At 36.5% G+C, this 3223-nt stretch carries 2 protein-coding genes and 2 pseudogenes; 1 reads left to right on the top strand and 3 read right to left on the bottom strand.

Going from position 1 to position 3223, the window contains the following annotated elements:
• A pseudogene (locus E2B99_RS11290) lies at window positions 1–120 on the top strand (IS30 family transposase); the annotation flags it as partial.
• Between the two features lie 357 nt (window positions 121–477).
• On the opposite strand, the gene E2B99_RS11285 reads toward E2B99_RS11290, so the two are convergent.
• From E2B99_RS11285 to E2B99_RS11275, 3 genes and pseudogenes are all read right to left on the bottom strand, one after another.
• Window positions 478–2433, bottom strand: a complete 1956-nt coding sequence (locus E2B99_RS11285) for an alkyl/aryl-sulfatase (protein ID WP_000693745.1) — start codon at window positions 2431–2433, stop codon at window positions 478–480.
• Between the two features lie 81 nt (window positions 2434–2514).
• Window positions 2515–2775 (bottom strand): annotated as a pseudogene (locus tag E2B99_RS11280) (integrase core domain-containing protein); the annotation flags it as partial.
• A gap of 109 nt (window positions 2776–2884) precedes the next feature.
• A partial coding sequence (locus E2B99_RS11275; RefSeq protein WP_166739040.1) for an IS3 family transposase occupies window positions 2885–3223 on the bottom strand: 339 nt, incomplete at its 5' end.

Below are 3223 nucleotides of genomic sequence, written 5' to 3'. Positions count from 1 at the left end.
GTTGCCATGTCACTGAATACTCGTCCTAGAAAAGCGTTAGATTGGCTTACACCATTAGAGAAATTTGCTCAGCTTGTTGATTATCATAAGACTTTTCAAACTGTCGCACCTCATGTTTGAATTCGCCCTAATATAAAAGCTTATTTTCAATAAAAAACACATCATAATACCCCCTTGCCTTTTAACCACAAAAATATTGAAGTTATTATTTAGAAGCAATTAATAGAAAAATAAACAAATCTTTTTTAAACAAGCTACTAATAAAAATATCTCCATCGAAAATAAAGTATAAAAATTCAAAAACCATTTAATAAAGTATCAATAGAGTTAAAATACATATAGCTTACTTTTAATTTTAAAGAGGAATACAAGAAATAATTTCTTGTATTCCTGTTATAAGATTGGGAGAACCAAGTTGATAATTTCACCCATTTCTTTGGATCTATTAATTTAAGTTTCGACTTTACTTATTTGAGCTTAGCCATTTGGTCGAGTCACAATCGGGAAAATTGAATCTGGACGTTTAAACATTGCAAAGAATTTTCCAATTTTCAGTGGATTACCTTTGACTTTACTGTCTTTAGAAAGCAGGACTTTTACCCCTTCTATTTGACCTGTAATCATTTTTAGATATAAGGGCTTGGTTAAGGTTAATGTAGGGCAATCCAATGCCAAATCTTTACTTTCATCATAACGCTTAAACTGCATGACTGAGTTTTCAACCCATAATGAAAAATGCTCTTTGGTATCCGACAAAACCAGATTGATACACTGGTTTTCATTTTTTAAATTTTCCACATCTAAATTTGTCGCCATAGCTTCAAGAAATCTTTCAGTTGGTGTATGAATCAATAAATCACTCGGATCAGAAGTATTTTGTAGGGGTACATTATTTTGTAGCTCTTGAGCGCCCACCAAAAAGAAATTACGCCAAGTTGAAGCCTCAGCAGCATAGCCCAATTGACGATAAGTATTCGCCAATAAGTCTTTTGCTTGTTGGTTTTGAGGGTTATTCAACACAATATGTTTTAAAATCTCGGCAGCCCATCTATAGTCAGCTTGAGCGTAGGCATCCCGCGCATTTTTCAATGCATTGTTCTCCCCACCTGCTAACTCAATATATTTTTTTGCAACAGCTTTAGGGGGTAATGGATCTAAATTGGAAGGATGGGCATCGAACCATCCCATATAATATTGGTATACTGCTTTTACATTATGTTTTAGGGTTCCATAATAGCCATGAGCATATAGTTTTTGATCAAGTGCCGCTGGAAGCTTAATTTTTTCGGCAATTTCAGCGCCATTAAAACCAGAGTTCATATATCTCACCGTCTGATCATGCGTGAACTTATAAACATCTCGCTGGGTTTTAATAAAATCTTGAATATTGTCATTGCCCCAGACAGGCCAATGATGCTGTGCAATCAATACATCGGATGCTTTGGCATGCTGCATTGCTTGGTCTAGATAGCCCACCCATTTTAAGGCATCACGGACTTTAGCACCCCGAAGGGTATAAAGATTATGCATGGTATGAGATAGAATTTCTGCGCCGTTATAAAGTTTCAATGATGGGATAGAGAACGTTAATTCTGCTGGTGCTTCTGAACCCGGCACGTTATAAAACACAAAATCCAAGCCATCAACCGTCATTTTCTGTTCTGGTTGAGTGATCAGTTGTGTAGGCTCAAGGATGCCCATTTTTCCCACAGCAACAGCCTTACCTAAACCTGTATCCACCAATCCTTCCGCATTTTTAGGTAGAAAAGTTCCATACATATAAGTCGCACGACGTATCATGGCTGAACCTGCCATCACATTTTCACTGGTCGCTTCTTCCATAAAGCCTTTTGGCGCAATAATTGGAGTTTTTCTAGCGTTAATTTCTTCGCTAGAAAGAACGCCTAATGCACCACCAAAATGATCGATATGGCTATGGGTAAAGATAATGGCTGAAATTTTTTGCTCACCTAAATGCTGTCTAGCAAATTTAAGTGCTGCTTCAGCCGTTTCTTTAGAGGTTAATGTATCCACAATAATCCAGCCAGTATCACCCTGAATGATGGTCATATTTGCCAAATCAAAACCACGAATTTGCCAAACTCGATCTGTTACTTTAAATAGCCCAACATTGTTGTTTAATTTTGCTTGTCGCCATAGAGTGGGATTAACGGTATTTGGTGCTTGATCTTGTAAAAAACTAAATGCATCAAAATCCCAGATAACATTGCCTTTCTCACTTTTAATTTGACCTGTTGGCTTGGCAATAAAGCCCTTTTGAGCCTGATTAAACTCAGTCATATCCTCTAAGTTATACTTCGCCTTATATGTATTATTTGATTCAATGACCGCTTTTTCTACTACAGTATTTGCTGCAAAAACAGAAAATGGCAGAATAAGCATCAATGAAACTGTTAAAAACTTAATTTTCATCTTCTTTCCTTTTTTTAAATAGAGGTGGTCCCACATGTTTGAACAACTAAAAGCTTATTTATAAGTGATACTCTGCTCTAGTTAAGCTACCTTATTTTGTTGTGGTAGCTGGTCATAGTAAAACTCATCTGGAGTCATTTTGTCCAGACTCGAATGAGGTCGTTTCAAATTATAAAATTCAAAATATGCGTTTAATTGCTTCTTCGCATCCAAAACATTGCTGTAGGCTTTGAGATACACCTCTTCATATTTAACGCTCCGCCATAATCGTTCAACCATCACATTATCAACCCATCGACCTTTACCATCCATGCTGATTTGGATGTCATTTGATTTCAATACATGGCAGAGTAAAACTTGAAGTGCGACATAAACCACCTAATTAATTTAAAGGGTTTATGGAGTATATAAAATTGTCATACCATCATCTTAACTTTGAAGATTGTAATGGTCAAGTAAAATCAGACACAGGCATAGAGATATTGTCTACTTTTTGCTCATAATTATTTGGCGATAAATATCCTAATGTTGAATGCAATCGAATTTGATTGTAAAACACCGTGATGTAGTGGCTGACATCTTTAATCGCCTCTTGATGATTTGCATAATGTTTCTGCCACACACGTTCCATCTTCAAACTTAAGAAGAAACGCTCCATAACGGCATTGTCATAACACAGCCCTTTGTGGCTCATGCTACAATGAACCCCATACTGGCTAAGTAAATCTTGATACTGTACAGAACAATACTGGCTGCCTCTGTCTGTATGCATTATCAATCCCTCAGGCGG

The sequence above is a fragment of the Alkanindiges illinoisensis genome (assembly GCF_004377485.1).
GTDB classification, from domain to species: domain Bacteria; phylum Pseudomonadota; class Gammaproteobacteria; order Pseudomonadales; family Moraxellaceae; genus Alkanindiges; species Alkanindiges illinoisensis_A.
Note: the sequence above shows the minus strand (reverse complement) of the source record. Positions and strands in the feature narration are given on the sequence as shown.

Bases quoted from the DNA above. Each gene is read 5' to 3' on its own strand.
- E2B99_RS11285 (WP_000693745.1), bottom strand. From the start codon at position 2,433: ATGAAAATTAAGTTTTTAACAGTTTCATTGATGCTTATTCTGCCATTT.